Source organism: Pseudomonas sp. GW822-FHT02E03, from assembly GCF_058802325.1.
This window is the reverse complement of the sequence record NZ_JBXAOA010000020.1, coordinates 79,984-105,391: the sequence shown is the minus strand read 5'-3', so window position 1 is coordinate 105,391 and position 25,408 is coordinate 79,984. Positions and strand designations below refer to the sequence as shown.

Genomic DNA, 25,408 nt, shown 5'->3' with positions numbered 1-25,408 from the left:
CGGGCAAGCCCGCTCCCACAGGATCTGCGCTTACCCTGTGGGAGCGGGCTTGCCCGCGATGGCGGTCTACCAGCCTGCGCCAATCGTCACTTTCTAACCCGCGCTTTTAAACCTTTTCACTTTTCTGTGTTCTAGTTATCACTCGGCAGTTTGCGAAGTGGGCTATGTGCCACTAAGCTGCCATCATTGATACCGGACATGTACTCATGCGTATAGACGGCGTTTCCTCCCAGTCCTACCCCATCAAGCGCAAGCCCCGCAAAGGCCCTGTAGCGGATGACGACTACGTCGATATCGACGGTGAGCTGGAAACTCCTTCCGAAGAGCAGTTGGCCGCTCGTGCCGCCAAAGCTTCCGCACAACGCCTGAGCAATCTCCCCGCGCGTCAACAAGACATGATTTATCACCGCGCCATGAGCAAAAGTGCGGCGATGGCGCTGGCCAGTTACCTGAGCACCGCCACGTTTGTCGATTGGGAAGCGGATGTACTGGGTCTCGATCTGTACATCTGATGCGGCTGCCTTACTACCTCGGCTGCCCGTCCTGGAGTGAAAACGCCTGGCGCGATTACTTGTATCCACAAGACGCCAGGCCCACCGAGTTTCTCAATCTTTATTCTCAAGTGTTCAACGCCGTAGAAGGCAATACGACCTTCTACGCGAGCCCCTCTGCCGCCACTGTGCAGCGCTGGGCCGAGACCATGCCCGAACACTTTCGCTTCACCGCCAAGTTCCCCGGCGACATCAGCCATAGCGGTGACCTGCGCGAACAGCTGATCGCCGCCGAAACCTTCCTGCAATTGCTCAGCCCCCTGGGTGAACGGGTTTCGCCGCTATGGCTGCAATTATCGAAAAGCTTCACCCCGCAACGTTTGTCCGAGCTGGCCGGTTTTATTGACGCGGTGGATCGGCCCTTGGCGGTCGAAGTGCGACACGATGAGTTCTTCGCCAAGGGCGATGCCGAGCGGATGCTTAATCGCCTGTTGCTGGACCGTGGTGTCGAGCGTATCTGCCTTGATCCGCGAGCGCTGTTCAGCTGCACCTCGACCGATCCTTCGGTGCTCCACGCCCAATCGAAAAAGCCCAGGGTGCCGCCTCGTCCTGCTGCGTTTACTCAGTTCCCACAGGTGCGTTTCATCGGCCATCCTGTGCTTGAAGCCAACGATCCATTCCTGGTGCCGTGGGTCGAGAAAATCGCTGCCTGGATCGAAGAGGGCCGCACGCCCTATATCTTCCTGCACACCGCCGATAACCTGCTGGCGGCAAAACTCGCCCAACGTTTTCACGCACAACTGATGCTGCGTTTGCCTGGCTTGCCGCCGCTGCCTGAGCTATACAGAGAGCCCGCCGCCGAGCAACTTGGCTTGCTCTGAAGCGGCTTCGTTCCCTGATGCCAGTCAGCTGAGATGCGAAACCTGTGGGAGCGGGCTTGCTCGCGAAAGCGGAGTGTCAAACGACAACAATGTTGATTGTGCCGCCGTCTTCGCGAGCAAGCCCGCTCCCACAGGGATTGCGCTTAACTGGCTGGTATCAGCTTCGCTTCCCCTTTTCAGGAGCCTGCCAATGGATGCGCAAACCCTTCGAGCCCAAGCGTTCAAAGCACTGCACGAACGCGAGGGCGCTTTTGTCATTCCCAACCCTTGGGACGCCGGCTCGGCGAAAATGCTCGCCAGCCTTGGCTTCGAGGCGCTGGCAACCACCAGTGCCGGTTACGCCTTTTCCCGGGGGCGTCCCGACGGTGGGCTGACGCTCGACGAGACCCTGGCGAACGTTGAAGCGATTGTCGCAGCCACTGATCTGCCGGTAGCGGTGGATCTCGAAAACGGCTTTGCCGATGCCCCCGCTGACTGCGCCAAAAGTATTGTGCGTGCGGCAAAGGCCGGTGCGGTCGGCGGTTCGATCGAAGATGCCACGGGGCGTGAGGACGGTCCGATCTACTGCTTCGAGCATGCCGTGGCGCGTATCGAAGCGGCCGTCGCGGCGGCTCGCAGTTTGCCTTTTCCCTTCGTGCTGACGGCGCGTGCCGAGAACTATTTGCACGGCAATCCTGATCTCGACGATACCATTCGCCGCTTGCGGGCATTCGCCGAGGCGGGGGCCGACGTGCTTTATGCACCGGGCTTGCGCAGCGCCGAAGAGGTCTTGGCGGTGGTTCGCGCCGTGGCACCAAAACCGGTCAATGTGTTGATGTCCGGCGGGCTCAAGCTGACGGTCGAGCAGTTGAGTGAAATGGGCGTCAAGCGCATCAGCGTCGGTTCGGCCCTGGCCCTGGCCGCGTATGGCGAGTTCTTCCGCGCCGCCGAGGAAATCCAGCAACACGGGACCTTCGGCTTTACTTCTCGCTCGATGCCGTTCCAGAAGGCCAATCAATTGTTCAAAGGCTGACGATGCGGTTTCGGTGGGGGCTGTTGCTGGTGCTGTTGATCATCGGCGCTGCCGGGTTGAGCGTCTGGCGCGGCTGGGTTTCCATTCCCCCGCAATGGAACCCATGGGCGCCGCTGGACGTGAAGGCTGAACCGAACCTGCTGACCCGCTACAAACTGATGCGCCTGCGCGATGATCCGCAGTTATGCGGCCAGGTCCTGAGCGGCTCAGGCTTGCGGGTGGCCCGTCAGGTCGATAGCCCGGACGCGACTTGCCCATTGACCAACACCTTGCGTGTGCAAGGTGGCGAGGTGGCGCTGAGCAGCAGTTTCCTCGCCAGTTGCAGCCTGGCGGTAGCGTTCGCCTTGTTTGAGCGCCACGCCCTGCAACCGGCGGCTCAGGCTGTCTACGGGCAGGCGGTGAAACGGGTCGACCATCTTGGCAGCTTCGCCTGTCGTAACGTCTACAACCGTGAAAACGGCAGACGCAGCCAGCATGCCACGGCCGATGCACTGGATATCAGCGGATTCCGGCTGGCGGACGGCCGATCGATCAGCGTACTCAGGGATTGGCCGAAGGATAACCAGGACGCGCGATTTCTGCGTCAGGTCCGCGACGGCGCCTGCGATATGTTCAGTGTGGTGTTGAGCCCGGACTACAACGCCGCCCATCGCAACCACTTTCATGTGGATGTCGGGCCGTGGTGGCGGTGCCGCTGAGGGTTATGCGGCGATGCGCAGGTTCTGCAGAACGATCGGGCGTGCCCAGCCGTTATCGAAATCGAGTTGTTTCTGTTGTTCCACCAGCTCTTCGGGCGAGAAAGGCGGGAACGGTTTGTCCAGCAAGTCGAGCTCGAACTCGGCGATCGGCAAGTGCAGCGGACGCGGTTGCGGTGCGATGCCAGGCTCTGGCAGCGGTTGACCGGCAGTGAGCACGATCGGGCGTACCCAGCCGCTTTCGAAGTCCTGTTGTTTCTGTTGCGCGACGATTTCTTGCGGCGGGAACGGCGGGGAAGGTTTGTCGGCCAGGTCCATTTCGAACTCGGCAATCGGCAGGAACAGTGGCTCTGGCGGGCGGACTGGCGTTTCGATCACATCACATTCGCGCTGGGAAACGATGTGCGCCAGCAACTCACTGCCAACGGTCGGTTCGACCGGGCTGTCGAGATCGACCGGCGGAAAGTTGAGAGACTCCGGCACGACATCGCCCGACTGATCGGCCAGGGCCTGGGCAAAAAAATCCTGCCACAGGTGACTGACGCCGCTCAGTGCTTGGGAATTTCGCAGGCTAAAATCGCCGTGGGGCGAGATGTAACCTATCGATGTGCGTTGAATGTCTGACATTTCTCTCGGTCGACGCTCAGCTCTGGCAAAATGCTCGATAGTTTGGTTATCGGCCGTTTTTGCCGATCATTAATTTTTTGAGCGTGTTTTCCCATGATTGAGCAACCTGCGGCCTGCCGCATCCATGTCGAGGCCTTGGGCACGACCTTTCAGCCACAGGCCGAGCAATGGGCCGAGCGCCTGGGGTTGCCGTTACAGGTGGATGACGGCGAGTTTGCCTTGCAGGTGGGCGAGCAGGGGTTGCAGCTGCAGCAGCTCGGGCCGGACGCACCGGGACCGGTGCGGGTGGACTTCGTCGAGGGCGGTGCGGCTCATCGTCGGTTGTACGGCGGCGGCAGCGGTCAGATGATCGCCAAGGCGGTCGGTGTCGCCCAAGGCGTGCGCCCGCGCGTGCTGGACGCCACGGCGGGGCTGGGCAAGGACGCGTTCGTGCTCGCCAGCCTGGGCTGTGAGATGAGCCTGATCGAGCGCCAGCCGCTGATCGGCGCCTTGCTTGAAGATGGCCTGGCGCGCGGCGCGGAAGATTTCGACGTGGCGCCGATCGTGGCGCGGATGCGTTTGCTCAAGGGCAATTCGATCGAAGTGATGCGCAACTGGGAAGGCGAGCCGCCGCAGGTGATTTACCTCGACCCGATGTTTCCCCATCGTGAGAAAACCGCGTTGGTGAAGAAGGAGATGCGCCTGTTCCGGCCGCTGGTCGGCGATGACCCGGATGCGCCGGCATTGCTTGAAGCGGCATTGGCCCTGGCCAGTCACCGGGTGGTGGTCAAGCGCCCACGCAAGGCGCCGTGCATCGACGGGCCGAAGCCGAGTCATGCGCTGGATGGCAAGTCCAGCCGGTATGACATTTATCCGAAGAAAGCGCTCAAGCCCTGATTCGATACTGATCGTTCCCATGCTCTGCGTGGGAATGCCTCAATGGACGCTCTGCGTCCGCTTCGAAAGGGACGCGGAGCGTCCCGGGCTGCATTCCCACGCAGAGCGTGGGAACGATCATCAGGCCGACTCCGGCCGATAAGCCCGCATAAACAACCCCACCACTTCCCGCACATGGGCCTCGGCCGCATCCCCGGTCACCGGCTCGCCGCAGCCATATAGCAGCCGGAAATTTCCCGCGCCCTTGAGCAGGCAGAAGAAATGCTCCGCGGCATTGCGCGGTTTGTCGATACTCAATGCGCCGCTCTGATTGACCTTACTCAGCAACCCCTCCATACCGTGAAGTACGCGTTCTGGCCCGGCCTGGAAGAAAATCAGTGAGAGTTTCGGGTCCTGGCTACCCAGCGTCATCATCAGTCGATGCAGGTTCACCGATTCGTCGCTGTTGATCAGCTGATGAAAACCGCGCGCGATGTTCAGCAGCACGGTTTCCACTGCAATGCCGTCCGGCAATTCAAAAAACAGCGTTGGCAGTTGCTCCTCGCACTTGGCCATCACTGCGGCGGCAAACAGCGTCTCTTTGTCATTGAAATGGCTGTAGACCGTCAGCTTTGACACACCGGCCTCGGCCGCCACGGCATCCATGCTGGTGTTGGCGTATCCCTTACTCAGAAACAGGATTTTCGCCGCATCGAGGATGGCCTGGCGCTTGGCCAGATCCTTGGGACGGCCCGGACCGCTGGGTGTTGAAAGATTGTTAGACATTCTTCGCTTTAATACTGGACTGGTGAGTTTGCTATTAATAACATACTGGTCAGTATAATTATTCAAAGCACCATTAGCGAAAGGTCCTTCACCATGTTCCGCTATGCCTTGCCCCTCGCATTGCCGGTCAGCCTGGCTTTTTTATTGTCTGCGTGTGGCCATGAAGAGGCGCCTCAAGTCACCGTCCGCCCGGCCATGGTCGTACAGCCAGAGCCCTCGGCCCAGGCCATGGAAAGTTATCCCGGTGAAGTCCGCGCGCGCTATGAGCCAGATCTGGCCTTCCGCATTGGCGGCAAAGTCAGCCGACGACTGGTCGAGGAAGGCCAGCGGGTCAAGGCGGATCAACCCTTGGCGGAACTCGATCCTCAGGACGTGCGCCTGCAACTGGAAGCCACCCGTGCCCAAGTCGCGGCCGCAGAAGCCAACCTGAACCTGGTGCGCGCCGAGCGTGATCGCTACAAGACCCTGATGGAGCGGCAGATGGTCAGCCGTTCGCAATACGACAATGCGGAAAACCTCTACCGCTCCGGTGAAGCACGCCTCAAGCAAATCAAAGCCGAATTCAACGTATCGACCAATCAGGCCAGTTACGCGGTGCTGCGCGCGCCGCAGGATGGCGTGGTGGCCAAACGTGCGGTTGAAGTCGGGCAAGTGGTGGCGGCGGGGCAAACCGTGTTTACCCTCGCCACCGATGGCGAACGCGAGGTGTTGATCAGCTTGCCGGAGCAGAGCTTCGGTCGCTTCAAGGTCGGCCAACCGGTCTCGGTGGAACTCTGGACCCAACCCGATCAACGTTTCCCCGGACGCATCCGTGAGTTGTCACCTGCGGCCGACCCGAAATCCCGCACCTTCGCCGCCCGTATCGCTTTTACCGCTGGCAAGGTTCCCGCCGAACTCGGTCAGAGCGCCCGAGTGTTCATCCAGACTGCCGAAGTCGTGGCGTTGTCGGTGCCGCTGTCGGCGGTCACTGCGGAAAACGGTGCCACTTATGTGTGGGTGGTCGGCGCCAACAACACCCTGAAGAAAGCCCCGGTGCGGGTCGGTGCATTCGGTGAGAAAACCGTGCCGGTGCTTGAAGGCCTGAACGCCAGCGACTGGGTGGTGGCGGCCGGTGTTCATGTGCTTCACGACGGGCAGCAAGTACGCCCGGTGGATCGCTCCAACCGTGTGGTCAATCTGGCGCACAAGGAGTAATCCCCGATGGGTTTCAATCTTTCCGAATGGGCGCTGCGTAACCGCCAGATCGTACTGTTTCTGATGCTCTTGCTGGCCGTCGTCGGCGCGTTGTCCTACACCAAGCTGGGCCAAAGTGAAGACCCGCCGTTCACCTTCAAGGCCATGGTGATTCGCACCAACTGGCCGGGGGCCACGGCCGAGGAAGTGTCGCGCCAGGTTACCGAGCGCATTGAAAAGAAACTGATGGAAACCGGCGAGTACGACCGGATTGCTTCGTTCTCCCGCCCGGGCGAATCTCAGGTCACGTTCATTGCTCGAGATTCGATGCATTCGGTGGAGATCCCGGAGCTCTGGTATCAGGCCCGCAAGAAGATCAGCGACATTCGCCACACTTTGCCGCCGGGCATCCAGGGCCCCTTCTTCAACGATGAGTTCGGCACCACCTTCGGCAACATCTACGCCCTGACCGGCGAAGGTTTTGATTACGCGGTGCTCAAGGACTACGCCGACCGCGTCCAGATTCAGCTGCAACGGGTCAAGGATGTGGGCAAGGTCGACTTGCTCGGGCTGCAGGACGAGAAGATCTGGATCGAGCTTTCCAACGTCAAACTGGCCACCCTCGGATTGCCGTTGGCGACGGTGCAGCAGGCGCTTGAAGAGCAGAACGCGATGTCCAATGCAGGTTTCTTCGAAACCACCAGCGAGCGTTTGCAGCTACGGGTTTCGGGGAATTTTCAGACGGTCGACGAGATCAAGAACTTCCCGATCCGGGTCGGTGATCGCACGTTCCGCATTGGCGATGTAGCGAACGTTCGTCGTGGTTTCAACGATCCACCGGCGCCGCGCATGCGCTTCATGGCTGAAGACGCCATCGGCCTGGCCGTGGCCATGAAAAGCGGTGGCGACATTCTGATTCTGGGCAAAGCGCTGGAGGTCGAATTCGCCCGGATCCAGAAAAACCTCCCGGCTGGCATGCAACTGCGCAAGGTGTCCGATCAACCCGCCGCGGTGAAAACCGGTGTCGGCGAGTTCGTCCAGGTACTGGTGGAGGCGCTGGCGATTGTGTTGCTGGTGAGCTTCTTCTCCCTCGGTGTGCGCACCGGCATGGTCGTAGCACTGGCGATTCCGCTGGTGTTGGCGATGACGTTCGCCTGCATGTATTACTTAGGGATAGGCCTGCACAAGATTTCCCTTGGCGCGCTGGTATTGGCGCTGGGGTTGCTGGTGGACGACGCGATCATCGCCGTGGAAATGATGGCGATCAAAATGGAGCAGGGCTTCGACCGGGTCAAAGCCGCCAGCTACGCCTGGACCAGCACTGCGTTCCCGATGCTCACCGGAACGCTGATCACCGCTGCCGGTTTCCTGCCAATTGCCACCGCGCAATCGGGCACCGGCGAATACACCCGCTCGATTTTCCAGGTGGTGACCATCGCGCTGTTGGCGTCGTGGGTTGCCGCCGTGGTCTTTGTGCCTTATCTGGGGGAAAAACTCCTGCCGGACCTGGCGAAAATTCACGCCGCCAAACATGGCACCGGCGACGGCCAACCCGACCCTTATGGCACGCCGTTCTATCAGCGCGTCAGGCGCCTGGTGGAGTGGTGCGTGCGCCGGCGCAAAACGGTGATCGTCCTGACCATCGTGATGTTCGTCGCGTCAGTGGTGCTGTTCCGTTTCGTGCCGCAGCAATTTTTCCCGGCTTCGGGGCGGCTGGAGTTGATGGTCGATCTGAAGCTGGCCGAAGGTGCCTCCCTGAGTAACACCGCCGATGAGGTCAAACGCCTCGAAGGCCTGCTCAAGGATCACGCCGGGATCGATAACTACGTGGCTTACGTCGGCACCGGTTCGCCGCGTTTCTACCTGCCGCTGGATCAGCAACTTCCGGCAGCGAGCTTCGCCCAGTTTGTCGTCCTGGCCAAAACCATCGAGGACCGCGAAACCCTGCGCACCTGGCTGATTGAAACCCTCAACGAACAATTCCCGGCGCTGCGCTCGCGGGTTACACGGCTGGAGAACGGCCCACCGGTTGGCTATCCGGTGCAGTTTCGGGTCACCGGTGAGCACATCGAGGAAGTCCGCGCATTGGCCCGTAAAGTCGCGGCCAAGGTTCGCGAGAACCCACACGTGGCCAACGTGCATCTGGACTGGGAAGAGCCGAGCAAAGTCGTTTACCTGAACGTCGATCAGGACCGCGCCCGGGCGCTGGGTGTGAGCACGACGAACCTCTCGGGTTTTCTGCGAAGCTCGCTGACCGGTGCCAGCGTCAGCCAGTACCGCGAAGACAATGAATTGATCGAAATCCTGCTGCGCGGCACGGTGCATGAGCGCACCGAATTGGCGTTGCTGCCAAGCCTGGCCGTGCCGACCGACAATGGTCGCAGCGTGGCCCTGTCGCAGATTGCGACGCTGGAATACGGCTTCGAAGAAGGCATCATCTGGCACCGTAACCGCCTGCCCAACGTGACGGTTCGCGCCGATATCTACGGCAAGGAACAGCCGGCGACGCTGGTGCAGCAAATCATGCCGACCCTCGATCCGATTCGCGCCGAACTGCCGGACGGCTATCTGCTGGACGTCGGCGGTACGGTGGAAGACTCGGCGCGCGGGCAGAACTCGGTGAAGGCCGGTGTGCCGTTGTTTATCGTGGTGGTGCTGACGTTGCTGATGCTGCAACTGCGCAGTTTCTCGCGCACGGTGATGGTGTTTCTGACGGCGCCACTGGGGCTGATTGGTGTGACGCTGTTTCTGATGGTGTTCCGCCAGCCGTTCGGTTTTGTGGCGATGCTCGGGACCATCGCCTTGTCCGGGATGATCATGCGTAACTCGGTGATTCTGGTTGATCAGATTGAGCAGGATATCGCTGCCGGGCTTAAGCCCTGGCAGGCGATTATCGAGGCGACGGTGCGGCGGTTCCGACCGATTGTGCTGACCGCGCTGGCGGCGGTGTTGGCGATGATTCCATTGTCGCGCAGTGTGTTTTTCGGGCCGATGGCGGTGGCGATCATGGGCGGGCTGATTGTGGCGACGGCGTTGACGTTGCTGTTTTTGCCGGCGTTGTATGCGGCTTGGTTCAGGGTCCGTAAAGAGTCTGTGTGATTGTTTGGTCTTGGCGGCCTTCGGGCCGACCATGCTCTTGGTTGGGTTGTGTACATATCCGTTGCTGCGGTAACGGCGGCTTAGGGTTTCGCCCTTACGGCGACTCACTTTTCCAGACGCCGAAAAGTAAGCAAAAGGCTTCGCCCCAAGCGTCCGGCCCCTCGCTGAGGCTCGGCGTTCCTTCGCTCCGGTATCCATCTGGGGGCATCGCCCTACGGTCTGCTTCGCTACGACCTACATGCGATGGGTTCGACTGCGTCGAACGGCGCTACGCGCCAATCCCCAGATGAACACCTCCACTCAGCCTCCCGAAGGGGCGGGCAGATCAAGATCAAAAGCCAGATCAAAAGCGGCAGGCGAGCTAACGCTCGGCCTGTGGAGTGGTGAGGGGGGGGTACGGCGATGGCTTTTTGTAGGAGCGAGGCTTGCCCGCGAAGGCGGCCTCACAGACGACCAATCCCTCGCGGGTGTAAACAACCCCATGTAGGAGCTGCCGAAGGCTGCGATCTTTTGATCTTGGCGGCCTGACAGCCAACCAATCCCTCTCAGACATACGCAGCCCCACTTGTAGAAGCGAGGCTTGCCCGCGATGTGGCGTCCTGAAAGTCGACGATGTTTATTGGGCAGTCAAATCATCAGAACCTTCCCACATGATTTTCAGGTTGTCCGTCGGAAGTGCGACCTCTAGCCTTTGACTGTCGCTGCAAAAAGCAGCGACCGGGTTTCGCAGCCCGGTTAAACTTCAGACGCACAGCGTCCACCATCCGAAAGCGGGCGCTTTTTTACGCCTGTGTTATGGCGGCTGTGCGCGGGATACCTTCGGGTATGCCGGGTTCCTGAAGTCCCGGTCTGCGAACCTGCGTACAGCTGCCACCTTAAATTCGTTTCGCAGCGATCGGTGGCAGCTCCATTACTTCAGGAGCTACACAATGATCAAAGACAGTCCAAATCCCCCCGAAGCAGAACCAGAAATAGAAACAGAAACTGATCCGGTTTCCCCTTACGCTTTCCTCAATTCCAGGAAACTCCACGACGCAGCGATCCGCGCGCTCGATCATTATCTCGCCCCAGCGGCCGAAAAAAAGGCCAAAGCCGATCGTCGTCCCAGTACGATTTTCGTCATCGGTCCAAACGTCGATTCCGAAACTCTCCTGGCTCATGCCTGTGAAACCCTTGCCACGGCCAATGTCATGGCCAGTGAGTTAGCCTTCGACCTGACCGGCCCCACGTGCAACTTGGTGCTGGGGATTCAACAAATGATTTCACTAGCGGAGTTGTCGGTAAATCGCGTGCTGGATAATCTGGATCCGCAACAGTAGCGCAAAAAAAAGCCCGCTGAACCTTCAAAGGTCAGCGGGCTTTTCGTGATGAGTTGCACTTGGAAAATTACAACGTACCAAACACCTTCTTCGCCAAACTGGTCGCCGCCGCCGCAGGGTTCTGGCGAATGGTTTGTTCCTGCTTGCCAATCATCTCGAACAAACCGTTCAACGCTTGCTCGGTCACGTAGCCTTCGATGTTGGCGTTTTTCGCATCCAGCACGCCCAGGGTCGCCGCTTGTCCGGCGAACGCGTTGTACTGCTGGGCCAGGCCGACCTGGTCGGTGGCTTGTTTGACGATTGGCAGGAACTTGGTGCGGATCTGCTCGCGGCTGGTTTTGCTCAGGTACTGAGTCGCCGAGTCCTTGCCGCCGCCGAGAATCCCCTTGGCATCCTCCACGGTCATCTTCTTCACCGCATCCACCAGAATCGGCTGAGCCTGTGTCACGGCCGCCTCAGCCGCTTTGTTCATGCTGGTTTCCAGTTGATCGACCTGATCGCCCATGCCGAACTGTTTCATTTTCTTGGCGACCTTGCCCAGCTTGCCCGGCAGTTCGATTTTCACGTCCGGGTTGTTGCTGAAGCCACCAGGCGCGCCGAGTTGTTTAACGGCCAGTTGCGCGCCTTGGGTCAGAGCGTCCTTGAGACCTCCTGTGGCGTCTTGTTGCGACAGGTCATTGAGCGACAAGGCCAAGGCGTTGGCGCAGATCATCAAGCCTGCGCACAGGCCGGCGAAGCGAAGAGTAGGGCGGAGCATGGCGGCTTCCTTGTTCAAAATAGAGAATTAGCGGGCGGCGTCGACGCGGATTTTCAGTGGCTGCGGATCGCTGCCATCCAGCTGCACGGCATGATGTTCGGTGGTGATGAACATCAGTTCGCCATTCACTTCGATCCGTGCGCTAACCGAATAACGATGGCCCGGTTTGACCTGCGTTGGATCGTAACTCAGATGAAACGGCAGCGGCACCTGGCCTTTGACCATTTAACGGATTTTTCCGGTGATTTCGCCCCATGAATCTTTTGATAAGCGCTTTTTTCAGGTTTTACTAAAGGGTTTAAGTACAACGGATCCTGGAGATACCGCAATTGAATTGCGGTATTCATTTTCAGTGGCTGTCAGCGTATAGCGTTTACCAGGTACGACAGTGTCTGGATCGTATTCCAGGTAAAACGCTTCCGCCATTTTTTCGCTGATATGTATTTGCGTCAATTGTGCAGCCGTATTGTCGTGCTCGTGGGCAACAACGGTTACTGCGTGTTCAGGTTGAATCGCTTGAGGCTCCTGTGCCTGGAGGTAGAGGCGGCCGATGGGGCTAAGGTGCAGGATTTGTCGGTGCGGAGCACGATGTACGATCACGAAGTAGTCCAGGTCAATCAGCAGTGGAACGCCGTTGTGGGTCATGCTGACGGTGACAAGGTATTTAACGCTGACATCGGAATAGTTGTGTGCAAATGAAAAGTTCCAGCGCCCACTACGCAGTACGGGGTCACGGGATTGCGCCACTTTGATGGGGGTGGAAGAGTTCGCGGTATGAACACTTATATAAGTTTCGCCTTCGCCACCGCTGGGCGGCAGAAAGTCTTCAGGCAAACTAAAGGTGAGCGTTACGTATGGGTTGATATTTTCTAATGGGTTCATCGCGATATCCGTATCGGGATTAGTTGTAGAGGATCTCTATTAATTCATAACTTGGTGGTTATAAGAACGTCCTTGTTCTTATAATCATTGTCAGAAAGTTACAGGTAACCCCAACTAAACTTGATCCGCCGCATCTTCACTGCGATGCAGCGCCACCTGGCGGATCGACAAGCGAATCTCCGCCGGCAGTACCCGTTTGGCCGCACCTTCGGCCAGTTCGCCGAGCAGTTTGTGATAGCTCAGCTTGCCGGCTTCGTCGCGGCGCAGCACGTCGAGGTCCAGCATTGTCTGGATGAAGTGACGGAACAGGCTCTTGTCGAAGAACTCCGGGGCGTTCAGGCCGTGGAGGATCGACAGGCGCTGGGCCATGACCGTGCACAAATCTTCCAGTTCTTCGGCGCTGATGCTGTTCTGGCCGCTGTTGAGCAGCAAGGAAACAGTCATGTAGAAGCGCTGCAAGGTCTGGGCGATGCTTTTCGACAGTAGCGTCAGTAGTACGAAATGCCGTGAGCTCGGTGCCGGGCGCAGGTACACGTCTTTTTCGAAACGCAGCAGGCCTTGCTCGACGAAAGCTTCGAGCCATTGATCGATAACGGCATCGAGTTCGTCCATCGACCAGCGAATGAACAGCTCCGATTGCAGGTACGGATACAGCGCGCGGGTGTAGCGCAGGATCTGCTCGCGGCTCATGCGCGAGGTGCTCTGGAAGAAACTCGCCAGCAACGACGGCAACGCGAAGATGTGCAGCACGTTGTTGCGGTAGTAGGTCATCAGGACGGCGTTTTGTTCGTCCAGGTACAGAATCTTGCCCAGCGCATCGCTTTGCTCGGACAGCAGGTCCATGTCCTTCACGTGCTCGATCAGCGCCCGTCCGTCACCTTCCGGCAGGGTGGTATGCGAGGAGTAGGGAACCTTGCGCAACAACGCCAGATACAGATCGAGCACCCGCGCCATGGCGCGATCGTCCAGGGCCAGGCGGCTGGTGGACAGCAACGCCAGGGCTACTAGATTCACCGGGTTGATCGCCGCCGCTTCATTCAAATGCTGTGCGACTTTCTCGCCGAGGCGGTTGGTGGTTTCGTTGAGCCAGGCCGGTTTGAACTGCGGACCGAGTTCCTGTTGGCGCCAGTCTGGTTGTTCGCTGTCAAGGAATTCCGCCAGTTTGATCGGCTCGCCAAAGTTGACCGCGACCTGACCGAAGCGCTGTTTGAGCGCGCCGATGACTTTGAAAATGTCGAAGATCGATTCTTTCTTCTTGCTCGCGCCACGCAGTTCGCCGAGGTAGGTGCGGCCTTCCAGCACGCGCTCATAGCCGATGTACACCGGCACGAAGACGATCGGCATGCGCGATGAACGCAGGAAGCTGCGCAGGGTGATCGCGAGCATCCCGGTTTTCGGTTGCAGCATGCGCCCGGTGCGCGAGCGGCCGCCCTCGACGAAGTACTCAACCGGGAAGCCTTTGGTGAACAGGGTGTGCAGGTATTCGTTGAACACCGAGGTATAGAGCGGGTTGCCCTTGAAGGTGCGGCGCATGAAGAACGCCCCGCCACGGCGCAGCAGGCTACCGATCACCGGCATGTTGAGGTTGATCCCGGCGGCAATGTGCGGCGGGGTCAGGCCGTTGCGGAACAGCAAATAGGAGAGCAGCAGGTAGTCGATGTGGCTGCGGTGGCACGGCACGTAGATCACTTCGTGACCCTGGGCGACTTTCTGCACACCTTCGATGTGGTTGACCTTGATCCCGTCGTAGATCTTGTTCCAGAACCAGCTCAGCACCACTTCCAGAAAGCGGATCGCGGTGTAGGTGTAGTCCGAGGCGATCTCGTTTCCATAGCGCAAGGCCTGGGCCTTGGCTTTTTCCGGGGAGATGTTCTCGCGCTCGGCTTCGTCGAGGATCGCCTGTTTGACCGAGGGTTGATTGAGCAGGCCTTTGACCAGGTTGCGGCGGTGGGAAATGTCCGGGCCGATTACCGCAGCTTTCAGGTTGCGAAAGTGTACCCGCAGGATCCGCTGGGCCATGCGTACGGTGCGCTCGTGACCTTTGTTGTGATCGATCAGTTCACGCAAATGAATCGGCGCCGAGAACTGCACCCGGGTTTTGCGCCCCAGAATCATGATGCTCAGCAGTCGACGCAAACGCCCGGTGACGGCCCAGCTGTCGGCGAACAGCAGTTTCCACGGGCTCGATTCGCTGTCCGGCGACTGGCCCCAGAACACGCTCACCGGAATGATCTGCGCGTCTTCGGCGGCGTTCTGGCTCAGGGCGCTGACCAGACGGGTCAGGGTCGGCGGCGCACCGCGTTTGTCCTGACGGCCGAGCCAGTCGGGCTCCGGCGTCAGGTAAAAGAACGCTGCGGGCTCCACCAGCGCACCCACCGATACCGGCAACACCGGGCGGGGCAGGCCGGCCTTGCTGCATTCGGTATCGACCACGGCGAGGTCGGTCAGTGAAGGATTTTGCAGGACGTAGAACACCGGCCGGCTGCGGTCGAGGTCAAGGGTGAACGACGACTGATTGATCGTCTCCGAGCGAACCCAGAGGTACAGCAGTCGGCGCAGGGTGCCAAACACAAGACGGCGGAACGGGGAACGGGTCATACGGCTTCTGCGTGAGTGGATAAAACCAAGCAAATGCTCGGGCGGCCGATAGTGTGCCGTATTCGCCGAAAATCGGCAAAAAAGCGCCTAAGTAAAGTTGAGTTGAGAGTTTTTGCGTCTGTCATATACTCGGCCCTTCAAAATAAAAATAAGGGGTAACTAGATATGGCTACACGCGAAACCGGCAATGTGAAGTGGTTTAACGACGCCAAGGGCTATGGCTTCATTCAGCGCGAGGACGGGGTGGACGTGTTCGTGCACTACCGCGCGATCCGCGGCGAAGGTCATCGCTCGCTGACTGAAGGTCAGCAGGTTGAGTATGCGGTGGTGACCGGCGAGAAGGGCTTGCAGGCCGAAGACGTTGTAGGCCTCTGAAGATCGTTCCCACGCTCTGCGTGGGAACGCAGCCCGGGACGCTCCGCGTCCCATCAAAAGCCGAACGCGGAGCGTCCGTTGAGGCATTCCCACGCAGAGCGCGGGAACGATCAATGTCAGGCGGTTTTCCAGGTGATTTCTTCTTCACCATCGGCGCTGATGCGCATCCAGCGATCGGCCGTTTCTTCACCTTCTTCCTCGACCCAGCTACCCGGCGCGCAACGCACTTCGACGTTCAGCGCGGCAAAGGCTGCGCGGGCGCAGGCGATGTCGTCTTCCCATGGGGTCTGGTCGCTTTCCAGGTACAGGCTGTTCCATTTGCCAACGGCTTTCGGCAGCCAGGTGACCGGCACGCTGCCGGCCTTGCACTTGTAGGTCTGGCCTTTCTGAACCCAGTCGGTGCACGGGCCTAAAGCCGCGCCGAGCCAGGCCGCGATGGCCTTGTAGTCGACGTCGGCGTCTTTCAGGTAAATCTCGATATCGGGTTGGCGCATGGATGTCCTCACTGCGGTTCTGAAAAATCCATTCGCGGATTTAGCCGGCCTCAAGCTGTTTGCTCAAGACCAAATTTTAAGAGTTTATTGAAGAACAAAATAATCGTAGCGCATCGAAACAGTGACCTCGAACGGCTCGGCCTGTTCGATAACCGCCGCCCGGCGTTCGGCACTGGCGCGCCAGCCGTGGGGTGTCATGGCCAACAGGTTCGCGCGATCCTGACCACTGACCAACGTCAGTTTGAACTCCAGGGTTTCGCTGTGCTGCAGCGCCATGCCTTCCGGCACCAGCGCCAAATGCTTGTCATCGGTGTACTCGCGGACTTCGTCGTACAGTCGCTCGCGCAACTCCATCAGATGGCCGCTGGTCGGCCCGACTTTCATCAAGCCGCCGCCGGGGCTAAGCAGGCGCTTGGCTTCTTCCCAGTCCAGCGGGCTGAAAACGCTGGCGAGAAACTGGCAACTGCCTGAGGCCAGCGGCACCCGCGCCATGCTGGCGATCAACCAGGTCAGGGCAGGGTTGCGTTTGCAGGCGCGTTTGACCGCTTCCCGGGAAATGTCCAGGGCGTAGCCGTCAGCGTTGGGCAAGGCTTCGGCGATTTGCGCGGTGTAGTAACCCTCGCCACAACCGATGTCCAGCCAGCGTTGGGGCGCGTACTGCGCCGCCAGTTCCGCCAGACGCTTGGCCACCGGCGCGTAATGGCCGGCGTTCAAAAAGTCGCGACGGGCTTCGACCATCGCCAGGTTATCCCCAGGGTCGCGGCTGTTTTTATGCTGCACCGGCAACAGGTTCAGGTAACCCTGCCGCGCACGGTCGAAACGATGCCCGGCGGGGCAAGCCACGCCGTTGTCCACCGCGTTCAGCGGTTCGCTGCAGATCGGACACGCGAGCATCAGGCGAGCAACTTGATCAGGGTCTGGTAGTAGATTTCGGTCAGCACGTCGAGATCGGCCGCCAGTACGCGCTCGTTGACCTGGTGAATCGTCGCGTTGACCGGGCCCAGTTCGACAACCTGAGTGCCCATGGTCGCGATGAAGCGCCCGTCGGAAGTACCGCCGCTGGTGGAAGCTTGCGTTTCGCGACCGGTGATGTCCTTGATGCTCGCCGACACCGCGTCGAGCAGGGCGCCCGGTTCGGTGAGGAACGGCAAGCCGGACAGCGCCCAGTCGATGTGCCAGTCCAGGCCATGTTTGTCGAGAATATCGGCGACGCGTTTTTGCAGGCCTTCGACGGTGGACTCGGTGGAGAAGCGGAAGTTGAACACCGCCACCAGATCACCCGGGATCACGTTGGTCGCGCCGGTACCGGAATTGACGTTGGAAATCTGGAAACTGGTCGGCGGGAAGAAATCGTTGCCGTGGTCCCAGTGTTCGGCGGCGAGCTCGGCCAGCGCCGGGGCAGCGAGGTGGATAGGGTTCTTCGCCAGGTGCGGATAGGCCACGTGACCCTGCACACCGCGCACGGTCAATTTGGCGCCGAGGGAGCCGCGACGGCCGTTCTTGACCACGTCACCGACCAAGGTGGTGCTCGACGGTTCGCCGACGATGCACCAGTCCAGACGTTCCTTACGGGCGGCGAGGCGTTCGATCACAGCCTTGGTGCCGTGATGCGCCGGGCCTTCTTCGTCGCTGGTGATCAGGAAAGCGACCTTGCCCTTGTGATCCGGGTAGTCAGCGACGAAGCGCTCGGCTGCCACGGTCATGGAGGCCAGGCTGCCTTTCATGTCGGCCGCGCCACGGCCGCAAAGCATGCCGTGTTCGTCGATCACCGCGTTGAACGGGTCGATCTGCCAAGCTGTTACCGGGCCGGTCGGAACCACGTCGGTGTGGCCGGCGAAGCACAGCACCGGGCCTTCGTGTTTACCGTGGGTCGCCCAGAAGTTATCCACATCTTCGATGCGCATCGGTTCCAGCTTGAACCCGGCATCGCCCAGGCGCTGCATCATCTGCTTCTGGCAATCGGCGTCGACCGGCGTCACGGATGGACGGCGGATCAGGTCGATGGCGAGTTGAAGGGTCGGCGAAAGGTCGGCGTGGGCCGTCATGTAAGACTCCGGAAACTTGAAATTTGGGCACGGGCAAATGTGGGAGCGGGCTTGCCCGCGAAGGCGTCGGCACAGTCAACATGGATCTTGAATGTTCCGGCCTCATCGCGGGCAAGCCCGCTCCCACAGGGATTGAGTTCGGATGACAAGACCGTATATCACGCCAAGGCCTGCAAAATGGCGGTTATCTTAAAGCAAAACGGCGGCCATTGGCCGCCGTTTAGTGCATCTGTACTGATTTAGACCGCCGGTGCGGTCGTGGCTTCAGCCACCGGTTTGGGCAGCGACGACAGGAACGCCATGATCAGCGCCGCCAGGTATGGCAGCGACTGCACCAGCAACATGGTCACCCAGAAGCGCATGTCGTTGCTCGGCAGGCCCTGCACCAGGAAGATCCCCAGCGCCGCGCCCCACAACAACAGCATGATGAACACCTCTTCACGCGCTTCCGAAATGGCTACCCAGAAGCCGTGATTATCGGCGTTTTTCGGGGTGCGGAAGAACGGAATGCTGCTGGTGAAGAAACCGTACAGCACCGCTTTGGCGATGGTGTGCGACAACGCCAGCCCTGCCAATGCCGCGCAGAACGCATCCTTCAGGTTGACTCCAACCGCACGGCGGTACAGGAAGATGATCTTGCCGACCTTGAACACGAACAGCGCCAATGGCGGGATCGCGAAAATCAACAACGGCGGATCGACCCGTTGCGGCACGATGATCATCGCTGCCGACCACAACAGCGCGCCGACGGTGAAGAAGATGTTCATGCCGTCCGCCACCCACGGCAACCAGCCCGCGAGGAAGTGGTAACGCTGGCCACGGGTCAGTTCGGTGTCCTTGCCGCGCAGCAGGCTGGCGGTGTGACGCTTGATGATCTGAATCGCTCCATAGGCCCAGCGGAAACGCTGTTTCTTGAAGTCGATAAAGGTATCAGGCATCAGGCCTTTGCCGTAGCTGTCGTGGTAATACGCCGCCGACAGGCCTTTTTCGAACACGCGCAGACCCAACTCAGCGTCTTCACAGATGCACCAGTCGGCCCAGCCCAGTTCCTCGAGTACCGAGCGCCGGGTCATGGTCATGGTGCCGTGCTGGATGATCGCGTCACGGTCGTTGCGGGTGACCATGCCGATGTGGAAGAAGCCTTTGTATTCCGCGTAGCAGAGCTTCTTGAAGGTGCTTTCGTTCTGGTCGCGGTAATCCTGTGGCGACTGCACAACAGCAATTTTCGGATCGGCGAAGTGCGGCACCATGTGCTTGAGCCAGTTCGGGTCGACGCAGTAGTCCGAGTCGATCACCGCAATCACTTCGGCGTCCTTGGCGGTATGCGGAATCAGGTAATTCAGCGCGCCACCCTTGAAACCGGCCAACGGTGCCACGTGGAAGAACTTGAAGCGCGGGCCGAGGGTTTCGCAATAATCGCGCACCGGTTCCCAGACCGCCGGGTCTTTGGTGTTGTTGTCGATGATCAGGACTTCGAAGTCCGGATAGTCGAGGTTGGCCAGGGCGTTGAGGGTCTGTTTGACCATCTCCGGCGGCTCGTTGTAGCAAGGTACGTGAATCGACACTTTCGGTCGGTAGTCCGAATCACCCACCACTGGCAGGAATTCGCGCCGGCGTTTGTGGGTCCAGACCGCTTCGGCCAGTTCGTGGGCCTCGGTCAGCAGAACGATAAACACCCCGAGTGCACCGAGGGCGAGCAGGAAGCCCACCGTCAGGCTGAACCAGGTGCTGTATTGCTGGCTGTAGTCATAACCGATCCACACCAATACCGAACCGCAGAGGAACGCGATAAAGGTCAGGAAGGTACGGCCACGTTGACGCAGGGCCGAGCCGTCGATCATCAGCAGGGTCAGGGACAGCAGTGCCAGCACTACCGAGCCGATAGCCAGCACGCGCCATTGCGGGATCGCGACGACCGGGCCTTCGAAGTTGAATTTCTGCTGGCGTGCGGCGTTGAATACGCCCCAATACGCGCCCACCGAACCTTCGTCGCTGGCTTTCCACGGTTGGTCGAACGCTTCGATCACGAAGTAGTTGAAGCCTTGGCGGTTGAGCTTGTTGACCAGCGTGCGCAGGTAAATCGCCTGGTCCGCCGGCGACGCATCGGCGCCACCGCGCATGCGGCCGTTGCTCGGCCAGCCGACCTCGGAGAGCAGCAGCGGTTTTTTCGGAAACATCTTTTTCAGGTCACGGGCGCGGTCGAGAACGAACTGACCGGCCTTGTCCACCGGAACGAACTCCCAGTAGGGCAAAACGTGAGCCGCGATCAGGTCGACGTGCTTGGCCAGGCTCGGGTTTTCTTCCCAGACGTGCCACTGTTCGGAGGTGGTGACCGGAACCTTTACGGCCGCGCGGACGCGATCCAGGATCAGGCTCAGCTCTGCTGCAGTGATTTCCTTACGGAAGATCGCCTCGTTACCGACAATCACGCGAACCACGCTGCGCGAGGTGTTGGCGATTTCGATGGCGCGGGTGATCTCGCGCTCGTTGCGCTCTTCATCCGGGCTGATCCAGATACCCAGGGTCACCCGCAGGCCGAATTCTTCCGCCAGTTTGGGAATGTTCTCCAGCGTGCCGTCGACCGAGTAGGTCCGGATGTTGTCCGTCAGCTTGCTCATGATCTCCAGGTCGCGACGCATTTCATCGTCGGTCGGGTACTGGGCTTTTTGCGGGTACTGGCCTTGTTGAAACGGCGAGTACGAAAAGCCGGAGATCTGCTCAGGCCAGTTGGGGGCGGTGACGGGGCGATTGACCAGCGCCCAGAAACCGGTGAACAAGGCGGCGATTGCAAGAACCACGACCAGGTTGAGTCCAAATTTACGCGATGACATAGCTATTTCAGGTTCCAGGGGCTACTGAACGAAGGAACGGTCGGCGGCCGGCTGCCAAGGGGCGGGGGCGCGCATCCTACACTGGGCGTTCACTGACCGTACAGCGGACAGGGAAATGCCGGACGTTGGGCAATCCAAGTCGACTTAAGTTCTTTGACCGGGGCGTTGTAGCCCAATTCCAATAAATTTGTAGGCAATTAAGGCAGTCAAGACCGCCGTTTATAGACCCAAAGATGCTCTTGGCCGCCGACGGCCCTATAATGCGCGCCGGTTTTTGGGGTAATGGTCATGAGTACAGAAGATCCGCGGTTTGCTGGCATTGCCCGCTTGTATGGCATCGAAGGCCTGGAGCGTTTGCGCGCGGCCCATGTGGCGATCGTCGGCGTCGGTGGCGTCGGTTCCTGGGCGGCGGAAGCTGTTGCCCGCTGCGGCGTGGGCGAGATTTCGCTGTTCGACCTGGACGACGTCTGTGTCAGCAACGTCAACCGTCAACTGCATGCGCTGGACAGCACCGTCGGCAAGCCCAAGGTCGAAGTGATGGCCGAGCGCCTGCGCGGGATCAACCCGGACTGCACCGTTCACGCCGTAGCGGATTTCGTCACCCGTGAAACCATGGCCGAGTACATCACGCCGAACATCGACTGCGTGATCGACTGCATCGACAGCGTCAACGCCAAAGCCGCGCTGATCGCCTGGTGCAAGCGGCGCAAGATCCAGATCATCACCACCGGCGGCGCGGGCGGGCAGATTGACCCGACACTGATCCAGGTCTGTGACTTGAACCGCACGTTCAACGATCCCCTGGCCTCGAAAGTGCGCTCCACGTTGCGCCGCGACTACGGCTTCTCCCGCACCGTGACCCGTCACTACAGCGTGCCCTGCGTGTTCTCCACCGAGCAACTGCGCTACCCGAAACCGGATGGCAGCATTTGCTTGCAGAAGAGTTTTGTCGGTGATGGCGTGAAGCTCGACTGCGCCGGGGGCTTTGGCGCGGTGATGATGGTGACGGCGACGTTCGGCATGGTCGCGGCGACCAAGGCTGTGGATAAGATTGTGGCGGGTGTGCGTCGCCCCGCCGATCGCATCAAGCCTGCCTGATACTGATCGTTCCCACGCTCTGCGTGGGAATGCAGCCCGGGACGCTCCGCGTCCCTTTCTAGAGCTGGAACGCGGAGCGTCCCTTGAGGCATTCCCACGCAGAGCGTGGGAACGATCGGTCAGGCGGCCAGTTCACGCATCCGCTGTAACACGGCATTGAGGCCATTACTGCGGGACTGGGACAATTGGCGGCCCAGCCCCAGCTGATTAAACCAATCCGCCAAATCCACCTGCTGCAACTCAACGGCGGACAAGCCGTTGACCCGCGCCAGCAGCAGCGCCACCAATCCGCGAATCAACCGCGCATCGCTGCTGGCGCTGAATTGCCAGTGCCCGTCCTGCAACGTGCCGACCAGCCACACCTGGCTTTCACAGCCATGCACGCGGTTGGCTTCGACTTTATCCACATCACTCAACGGCGGCAGACGGTCACCCCATTGCATCAGCAGCCGCGCCCGCTGTTCCCAGCTTGCAGCCTGCTGAAAAGTATCCAGCGCGGTGACGGCATCGGCGGGCAAGGTCATCGCAACAACTCCAGGGCCTGATCCAGCGCTTCAAAAAAACGCTCAAGGTCTTCGGAGTCGTTGTACAGCGCCAACGACACCCGAATCGCCCCGGCCAGTTCAAAGCTTTTGAGCAACGGCATGGCGCAATGATGACCGGCGCGTACGGCGATTCCCTGTTCGGTCAGCAAATGCGCCAGATCAGCGTTATGCACACCCTCGACGACAAAACTGGCCAGTGCCAGTTGCGGCTTGCCCAGCAGACGAATGCCGTTGCGCGCCTCAAGGCCTTTGAGCAGATAGTCATGCAGCGCCGCTTCATGGGCGGACACGGCGTCCTGATCCAGCCCGGCCAGATAGTCCAGGGTCGCCCCCAGGCCAATCACGCTGGAAATCGGTGGCGTACCCGCCTCGAACCCCAGCGGCGCGGGACGAAAGCGTGCGTCGTGGTAGTTGGCATCCAGCACCATTTCGCCGCCGAACTGCCACGGGCGCAGTTGTTCGAGCGCTTCATGACGACCGAACAGCGCACCCAGGCCATCCGGGCCGTAGAGCTTGTGGCTGGAAAACACATAGAAGTCGCAACCCAGCGCCTGCACGTCATGCCGACCATGCACCACGCCTTGAGCGCCGTCGACCACGGTCAGCGCGTTGTGCGCTTTGGCCATCGCCAGTAACGCGGGCAACGGCTGCCAGGCACCGAGCACGTTGGACAGCTGACTGACCGCCAGCAGGCGGGTACGAGGGCCGATCAAGTGAGCGGCAGCTTCAAGGTCAATCAAGCCGTCGGCATCCAGTGGCAGGATCACCAGTTTCAAGTCGCGACGGTGGGCCAGTTGCTGCCACGGCAACAGGTTGGCGTGATGCTCCAGAGCGCTGATGACAATTTCATCGCCCGGATTGAATACGTGTTCCAGGCCATAGGCCAGGAGGTTCAGCGCGGACGTCGCGCCGTGGGTAAAGATGATCTGCCCGCAATCGCCGGCATTGAGCCATTGCGCGACTTTGCTGCGGCTGTCTTCGAACGCCTGGGTGGCATGGGCGCCGGGCAAGTGTTGCGCCCGATGCACGTTGGCCGCGCCGTTGGCGTAGTAATGCGCCAGGGCATCCAGCAGGGCTTGAGGTTTTTGCGTGGTGGCGGCGTTGTCCAGATAAGTCTGGTCTTGCCGTTGCAGGGCGGCGATGGCCGGAAAATCGGCGCGCCAGGGAGAGGGAATCATCATGCTATCGGGCCCTGGTGAACATGGGCGGTGTGTACTCCTGACCTGATGGTCGGGTCTACGCCGGACCTGTGTAGGAGCGAAGCTTGCTCGCGAAGGCGTCATTACTGGCGCCAAAAGCTTCGCGGGCAAGCCTCGCTCCTACAAGTTCAGGTGATCGTTTGACGCTCTGTTTAGTTGTGAGCGTGCAGCGCTTCGTTCAGTTCGATGGCCGATTTATGGGTTTTGCATTCCACGGCACCGGTCTCCGAATTGCGACGGAACAGCAGGTCAGGTTGACCGGCCAGTTCACGCGCCTTCACGACTTTGACCAGTTTGTTGTTTTCGTCCAGCAGCGCCACTTTGGTACCAGCGGTCACGTACAGGCCCGACTCAACGGTGTTGCGGTCGCCCAGCGGGATACCGATACCGGCGTTGGCGCCGATCAGGCAGCCTTCGCCGACCTTGATCACGATGTTGCCGCCGCCCGACAGGGTGCCCATGGTCGAGCAGCCGCCGCCCAGGTCCGAACCCTTGCCAACGAAAACGCCCGCCGACACTCGGCCTTCGATCATGCCCGGGCCTTCGGTGCCGGCGTTGAAGTTGACGAAACCTTCGTGCATCACGGTGGTGCCTTCGCCCACGTAAGCGCCCAGGCGAATACGCGCCGCGTCAGCGATACGCACGCCGGCCGGTACCACGTAGTCGGTCATTTTCGGGAACTTGTCCACCGAGAACACTTCCAGCAGCTCGCCGCGCAGACGGGCTTCCAGTTGATGCTCGGCCAGTTCGGCCAGATCGATCGCGCCCTGGCTGGTCCAGGCCACGTTCGGCAGCAACGGGAAGATCCCGGCGAGGTTCAGGCCGTGCGGCTTGACCAGGCGATGGGACAGCAGGTGCAGCTTGAGGTAAGCCTCAGGCGTGGAGCTCAGCTGTGCATCTTCGGCCAGCAGCGTGGCGACCAGCGGCTTGTGGCTCTCGGCCAGACGGGTCAGCAGTGCCGCTTGTGCAGCGTCGACGCTTTTCAGCGCTTCGGCCAGTTGGGACGCCTGAGCGGTGCTGAAGGCGATGGCCTGATTGCCGTCGGTGTAGCCCAGAACCGGCGCAATGGCGGCGACCAGTTCGGCCGACGGGTTGAGCAGTGGCTGCGCGTAAAACACTTCCAGCCATGCGCCTTGACGGTTTTGAGTGCCGACACCAAAGGCCAGGCTGAACAGGGTAGTGGACATGTTGATACCTCTAACAAAATGGAACGGGCTGCCTTACTTGAGCGCTGCCGCGTAGATATCTGGCTTGAAGCCAATCAGGGTTCGGTCACCGAGATCGAGCACCGGGCGCTTGATCATCGAAGGTTGTGCGAGCATCAGTTCGATGGCTTTGCGCTGGTCGAGATCGGCTTTGCGTTCGTCGTCGAGCTTGCGAAAGGTCGTGCCTGCACGGTTCAACACCACTTGCCAGCCGTGCTCGTCGCACCATTGGCTCAGGTGTTCACGGTCGATTCCGACCGTTTTGTAATCATGAAAGTCATAGCTGACAGCGTGTTCATCGAGCCAGGTGCGCGCCTTTTTCATGGTGTCGCAGGCTTTGATGCCGAAAAGGTGCAACGTTTTGCTTGAAGCGGTCAAGGAATTGCCCCCTTTGCAGGTGCTGAAAATAAAAGGTGACGGATTATGCCATGACCGGACGGT

Annotated in this window: 23 protein-coding genes and 1 pseudogene; 10 read left to right on the top strand and 14 right to left on the bottom strand. The window is 60.1% G+C overall.

What is annotated here, in order from left to right; all coding sequences use genetic code 11:
* The first annotated feature begins 206 nt into the window (after window positions 1-206).
* The 4 genes from AC1RQB_RS16855 (at window position 207) to AC1RQB_RS16840 (ending at window position 3,082) form a co-directional block, all read left to right on the top strand.
* Window positions 207-512 carry a hypothetical protein gene (locus AC1RQB_RS16855; protein ID WP_063342622.1) on the top strand — a complete coding sequence of 102 codons (306 nt, stop codon included), beginning with the start codon at window positions 207-209 and terminating at the stop codon, window positions 510-512.
* Window positions 512-1,372, top strand: coding sequence for a DUF72 domain-containing protein (locus AC1RQB_RS16850; RefSeq protein ID WP_008070379.1), 861 nt, complete (start codon window positions 512-514; stop codon window positions 1,370-1,372). Before AC1RQB_RS16855 ends, AC1RQB_RS16850 begins: the two co-directional genes overlap by 1 nt.
* Window positions 1,373-1,562: 190 nt before the next feature.
* Window positions 1,563-2,384 (top strand): isocitrate lyase/PEP mutase family protein, encoded by an 822-nt coding sequence (locus AC1RQB_RS16845; RefSeq protein ID WP_207267389.1) that lies wholly within the window; start codon window positions 1,563-1,565, stop codon window positions 2,382-2,384.
* 2 nt (window positions 2,385-2,386) lie between these two features.
* Window positions 2,387-3,082, top strand: a complete 696-nt coding sequence (locus AC1RQB_RS16840; protein WP_063342623.1) for an extensin-like domain-containing protein — start codon at window positions 2,387-2,389, stop codon at window positions 3,080-3,082.
* Between the two features lie 3 nt (window positions 3,083-3,085).
* Here AC1RQB_RS16840 and AC1RQB_RS16835 read toward each other — a convergent pair whose 3' ends face one another.
* Entirely contained in the window at window positions 3,086-3,706 is a 621-nt protein-coding gene (locus AC1RQB_RS16835; protein WP_063342624.1) for a hypothetical protein, read from the bottom strand.
* Window positions 3,707-3,799: 93 nt separating this feature from the next.
* Here AC1RQB_RS16835 and AC1RQB_RS16830 point away from each other — a divergent pair, with 93 nt between their 5' ends.
* Window positions 3,800-4,582 carry a class I SAM-dependent methyltransferase gene (locus AC1RQB_RS16830; protein ID WP_008012270.1) on the top strand — a complete coding sequence of 261 codons (783 nt, stop codon included), beginning with the start codon at window positions 3,800-3,802 and terminating at the stop codon, window positions 4,580-4,582.
* Between the two features lie 120 nt (window positions 4,583-4,702).
* Here the strand turns inward: AC1RQB_RS16830 and AC1RQB_RS16825 are convergent, their stop codons facing one another.
* Window positions 4,703-5,347 carry a TetR/AcrR family transcriptional regulator gene (locus AC1RQB_RS16825; RefSeq protein WP_063342625.1) on the bottom strand — a complete coding sequence of 215 codons (645 nt, stop codon included), beginning with the start codon at window positions 5,345-5,347 and terminating at the stop codon, window positions 4,703-4,705.
* Window positions 5,348-5,440: 93 nt separating this feature from the next.
* Between AC1RQB_RS16825 and AC1RQB_RS16820 the strand changes: the two genes are divergently transcribed.
* The 3 genes from AC1RQB_RS16820 (at window position 5,441) to AC1RQB_RS16810 (ending at window position 10,938) form a co-directional block, all read left to right on the top strand.
* On the top strand, window positions 5,441-6,541 hold the full coding sequence (locus tag AC1RQB_RS16820; protein ID WP_008070368.1) for an efflux RND transporter periplasmic adaptor subunit: 1,101 nt from the start codon (window positions 5,441-5,443) through the stop codon (window positions 6,539-6,541).
* Between the two features lie 6 nt (window positions 6,542-6,547).
* On the top strand, window positions 6,548-9,619 hold the full coding sequence (locus tag AC1RQB_RS16815; protein ID WP_063342626.1) for an efflux RND transporter permease subunit: 3,072 nt from the start codon (window positions 6,548-6,550) through the stop codon (window positions 9,617-9,619).
* Between the two features lie 929 nt (window positions 9,620-10,548).
* Window positions 10,549-10,938, top strand: a complete 390-nt coding sequence (locus tag AC1RQB_RS16810) for a DUF6124 family protein (protein ID WP_063342627.1) — start codon at window positions 10,549-10,551, stop codon at window positions 10,936-10,938.
* A 67-nt stretch (window positions 10,939-11,005) separates the two neighbouring features.
* On the opposite strand, the gene AC1RQB_RS16805 is transcribed toward AC1RQB_RS16810, so the two are convergent.
* The 4 genes and pseudogenes from AC1RQB_RS16805 to plsB all read right to left on the bottom strand — a co-directional run bounded on the left by AC1RQB_RS16805 (window position 11,006) and on the right by plsB (window position 15,175).
* A complete protein-coding gene (locus AC1RQB_RS16805) occupies window positions 11,006-11,695 on the bottom strand; it encodes a DUF4197 domain-containing protein (protein ID WP_063342628.1) in 690 nt (229 codons plus the stop codon).
* A gap of 27 nt (window positions 11,696-11,722) precedes the next feature.
* Window positions 11,723-11,917: pseudogene (locus tag AC1RQB_RS16800) on the bottom strand (YbaY family lipoprotein); the annotation flags it as partial.
* A gap of 57 nt (window positions 11,918-11,974) precedes the next feature.
* On the bottom strand, window positions 11,975-12,577 hold the full coding sequence (locus AC1RQB_RS16795) for a hypothetical protein (RefSeq protein WP_131816021.1): 603 nt from the start codon (window positions 12,575-12,577) through the stop codon (window positions 11,975-11,977).
* A gap of 114 nt (window positions 12,578-12,691) precedes the next feature.
* The gene (plsB, locus tag AC1RQB_RS16790; protein ID WP_063342630.1) at window positions 12,692-15,175 is read right to left on the bottom strand and encodes a glycerol-3-phosphate 1-O-acyltransferase PlsB; all 2,484 of its coding nucleotides are present in this window, start codon (window positions 15,173-15,175) and stop codon (window positions 12,692-12,694) included.
* 165 nt (window positions 15,176-15,340) lie between these two features.
* Here plsB and AC1RQB_RS16785 point away from each other — a divergent pair, with 165 nt between their 5' ends.
* On the top strand, window positions 15,341-15,550 hold the full coding sequence (locus tag AC1RQB_RS16785; RefSeq protein WP_007964248.1) for a cold-shock protein: 210 nt from the start codon (window positions 15,341-15,343) through the stop codon (window positions 15,548-15,550).
* 116 nt (window positions 15,551-15,666) lie between these two features.
* Here AC1RQB_RS16785 and AC1RQB_RS16780 read toward each other — a convergent pair whose 3' ends face one another.
* The 4 genes from AC1RQB_RS16780 to AC1RQB_RS16765 all read right to left on the bottom strand — a co-directional run bounded on the left by AC1RQB_RS16780 (window position 15,667) and on the right by AC1RQB_RS16765 (window position 20,920).
* Window positions 15,667-16,044, bottom strand: coding sequence for a hypothetical protein (locus AC1RQB_RS16780; RefSeq protein ID WP_008070352.1), 378 nt, complete (start codon window positions 16,042-16,044; stop codon window positions 15,667-15,669).
* An 84-nt stretch (window positions 16,045-16,128) separates the two neighbouring features.
* Window positions 16,129-16,938, bottom strand: coding sequence for a putative RNA methyltransferase (locus AC1RQB_RS16775; RefSeq protein WP_008070350.1), 810 nt, complete (start codon window positions 16,936-16,938; stop codon window positions 16,129-16,131).
* Window positions 16,938-18,089, bottom strand: coding sequence for a succinyl-diaminopimelate desuccinylase (gene dapE / locus AC1RQB_RS16770; protein ID WP_008070348.1), 1,152 nt, complete (start codon window positions 18,087-18,089; stop codon window positions 16,938-16,940). Before dapE ends, AC1RQB_RS16775 begins: the two co-directional genes overlap by 1 nt.
* Before the next feature lie 239 nt (window positions 18,090-18,328).
* On the bottom strand, window positions 18,329-20,920 hold the full coding sequence (locus AC1RQB_RS16765; RefSeq protein ID WP_008070347.1) for a glycosyltransferase: 2,592 nt from the start codon (window positions 20,918-20,920) through the stop codon (window positions 18,329-18,331).
* A gap of 288 nt (window positions 20,921-21,208) precedes the next feature.
* On the opposite strand from AC1RQB_RS16765, the gene tcdA reads away from it, so the two are divergent.
* Entirely contained in the window at window positions 21,209-22,018 is an 810-nt protein-coding gene (tcdA, locus tag AC1RQB_RS16760) for a tRNA cyclic N6-threonylcarbamoyladenosine(37) synthase TcdA (protein WP_176466917.1), read from the top strand.
* Window positions 22,019-22,137: 119 nt separating this feature from the next.
* Here tcdA and AC1RQB_RS16755 read toward each other — a convergent pair whose 3' ends face one another.
* From AC1RQB_RS16755 to AC1RQB_RS16740, 4 genes are all read right to left on the bottom strand, one after another.
* On the bottom strand, window positions 22,138-22,542 hold the full coding sequence (locus AC1RQB_RS16755; protein WP_063342631.1) for a SufE family protein: 405 nt from the start codon (window positions 22,540-22,542) through the stop codon (window positions 22,138-22,140).
* A complete protein-coding gene (locus AC1RQB_RS16750) occupies window positions 22,539-23,744 on the bottom strand; it encodes an aminotransferase class V-fold PLP-dependent enzyme (protein WP_063342632.1) in 1,206 nt (401 codons plus the stop codon). The genes AC1RQB_RS16755 and AC1RQB_RS16750 overlap by 4 nt, the downstream gene beginning before the upstream one ends.
* Window positions 23,745-23,914: 170 nt before the next feature.
* Complete coding sequence (gene dapD / locus AC1RQB_RS16745; protein ID WP_008070343.1) at window positions 23,915-24,949, bottom strand: 2,3,4,5-tetrahydropyridine-2,6-dicarboxylate N-succinyltransferase; 1,035 nt, start codon at window positions 24,947-24,949, stop codon at window positions 23,915-23,917.
* A gap of 33 nt (window positions 24,950-24,982) precedes the next feature.
* Window positions 24,983-25,345 carry an ArsC family reductase gene (locus AC1RQB_RS16740; RefSeq protein ID WP_007907995.1) on the bottom strand — a complete coding sequence of 121 codons (363 nt, stop codon included), beginning with the start codon at window positions 25,343-25,345 and terminating at the stop codon, window positions 24,983-24,985.
* Window positions 25,346-25,408: the final 63 nt, after the last annotated feature.

Bases quoted from the DNA above. Each gene is read 5' to 3' on its own strand.
- AC1RQB_RS16855 (WP_063342622.1), top strand. From the start codon at position 207: ATGCGTATAGACGGCGTTTCCTCCCAGTCCTACCCCATCAAGCGCAAG.
- AC1RQB_RS16850 (WP_008070379.1), top strand. From the start codon at position 512: ATGCGGCTGCCTTACTACCTCGGCTGCCCGTCCTGGAGTGAAAACGCC.
- AC1RQB_RS16845 (WP_207267389.1), top strand. From the start codon at position 1,563: ATGGATGCGCAAACCCTTCGAGCCCAAGCGTTCAAAGCACTGCACGAA.
- AC1RQB_RS16840 (WP_063342623.1), top strand. From the start codon at position 2,387: ATGCGGTTTCGGTGGGGGCTGTTGCTGGTGCTGTTGATCATCGGCGCT.
- AC1RQB_RS16835 (WP_063342624.1), bottom strand. From the start codon at position 3,706: ATGTCAGACATTCAACGCACATCGATAGGTTACATCTCGCCCCACGGC.
- AC1RQB_RS16830 (WP_008012270.1), top strand. From the start codon at position 3,800: ATGATTGAGCAACCTGCGGCCTGCCGCATCCATGTCGAGGCCTTGGGC.
- AC1RQB_RS16825 (WP_063342625.1), bottom strand. From the start codon at position 5,347: ATGTCTAACAATCTTTCAACACCCAGCGGTCCGGGCCGTCCCAAGGAT.
- AC1RQB_RS16820 (WP_008070368.1), top strand. From the start codon at position 5,441: ATGTTCCGCTATGCCTTGCCCCTCGCATTGCCGGTCAGCCTGGCTTTT.
- AC1RQB_RS16815 (WP_063342626.1), top strand. From the start codon at position 6,548: ATGGGTTTCAATCTTTCCGAATGGGCGCTGCGTAACCGCCAGATCGTA.
- AC1RQB_RS16810 (WP_063342627.1), top strand. From the start codon at position 10,549: ATGATCAAAGACAGTCCAAATCCCCCCGAAGCAGAACCAGAAATAGAA.
- AC1RQB_RS16805 (WP_063342628.1), bottom strand. From the start codon at position 11,695: ATGCTCCGCCCTACTCTTCGCTTCGCCGGCCTGTGCGCAGGCTTGATG.
- AC1RQB_RS16795 (WP_131816021.1), bottom strand. From the start codon at position 12,577: ATGAACCCATTAGAAAATATCAACCCATACGTAACGCTCACCTTTAGT.
- plsB (WP_063342630.1), bottom strand. From the start codon at position 15,175: ATGACCCGTTCCCCGTTCCGCCGTCTTGTGTTTGGCACCCTGCGCCGA.
- AC1RQB_RS16785 (WP_007964248.1), top strand. From the start codon at position 15,341: ATGGCTACACGCGAAACCGGCAATGTGAAGTGGTTTAACGACGCCAAG.
- AC1RQB_RS16780 (WP_008070352.1), bottom strand. From the start codon at position 16,044: ATGCGCCAACCCGATATCGAGATTTACCTGAAAGACGCCGACGTCGAC.
- AC1RQB_RS16775 (WP_008070350.1), bottom strand. From the start codon at position 16,938: ATGCTCGCGTGTCCGATCTGCAGCGAACCGCTGAACGCGGTGGACAAC.
- dapE (WP_008070348.1), bottom strand. From the start codon at position 18,089: ATGACGGCCCACGCCGACCTTTCGCCGACCCTTCAACTCGCCATCGAC.
- AC1RQB_RS16765 (WP_008070347.1), bottom strand. From the start codon at position 20,920: ATGTCATCGCGTAAATTTGGACTCAACCTGGTCGTGGTTCTTGCAATC.
- tcdA (WP_176466917.1), top strand. From the start codon at position 21,209: ATGAGTACAGAAGATCCGCGGTTTGCTGGCATTGCCCGCTTGTATGGC.
- AC1RQB_RS16755 (WP_063342631.1), bottom strand. From the start codon at position 22,542: ATGACCTTGCCCGCCGATGCCGTCACCGCGCTGGATACTTTTCAGCAG.
- AC1RQB_RS16750 (WP_063342632.1), bottom strand. From the start codon at position 23,744: ATGATGATTCCCTCTCCCTGGCGCGCCGATTTTCCGGCCATCGCCGCC.
- dapD (WP_008070343.1), bottom strand. From the start codon at position 24,949: ATGTCCACTACCCTGTTCAGCCTGGCCTTTGGTGTCGGCACTCAAAAC.